The sequence below is a fragment of the Vibrio sp. S9_S30 genome (assembly GCF_014694455.1).
Taxonomy (GTDB): domain Bacteria; phylum Pseudomonadota; class Gammaproteobacteria; order Enterobacterales; family Vibrionaceae; genus Vibrio.
Genome location: NZ_JAAUWT010000197.1, coordinates 1 through 257, shown reverse-complemented (window position 1 = coordinate 257; position 257 = coordinate 1). Strand labels below are relative to the sequence as shown.

Genomic DNA, 257 nt, shown 5'->3' with positions numbered 1-257 from the left:
GCTTAAACCGCAGACAACGCACAAAACAAGCCGCTGCATTACGCCTTAAACACTAAAATCTCCGCAAACCAAAAATGCCACGCGTTGTTTGTCGGTTTGAAGCTTTTGTTAGAGCGATACCAACAAACAAACTCGCTTGGCAATGAAGCATTTGGGCTGCATTCAATGAACGACATCTTAGACAACAAAACCTGCTGTAACCAGACCACAATACCCAAAACACCGAGCCAGTCGAAGAATTTACAAGAACGAACCGA

General features: G+C 44.4%; 1 protein-coding gene. It reads right to left on the bottom strand.

Annotation, left to right across the window (positions count from 1 at the left end):
- Nucleotides 1-38: 38 nt before the first annotated feature.
- Nucleotides 39-257, bottom strand: a 219-nt coding sequence (locus HC752_RS25060; RefSeq protein WP_238930644.1) for a hypothetical protein, incomplete at its 5' end; no start/stop codon positions are given.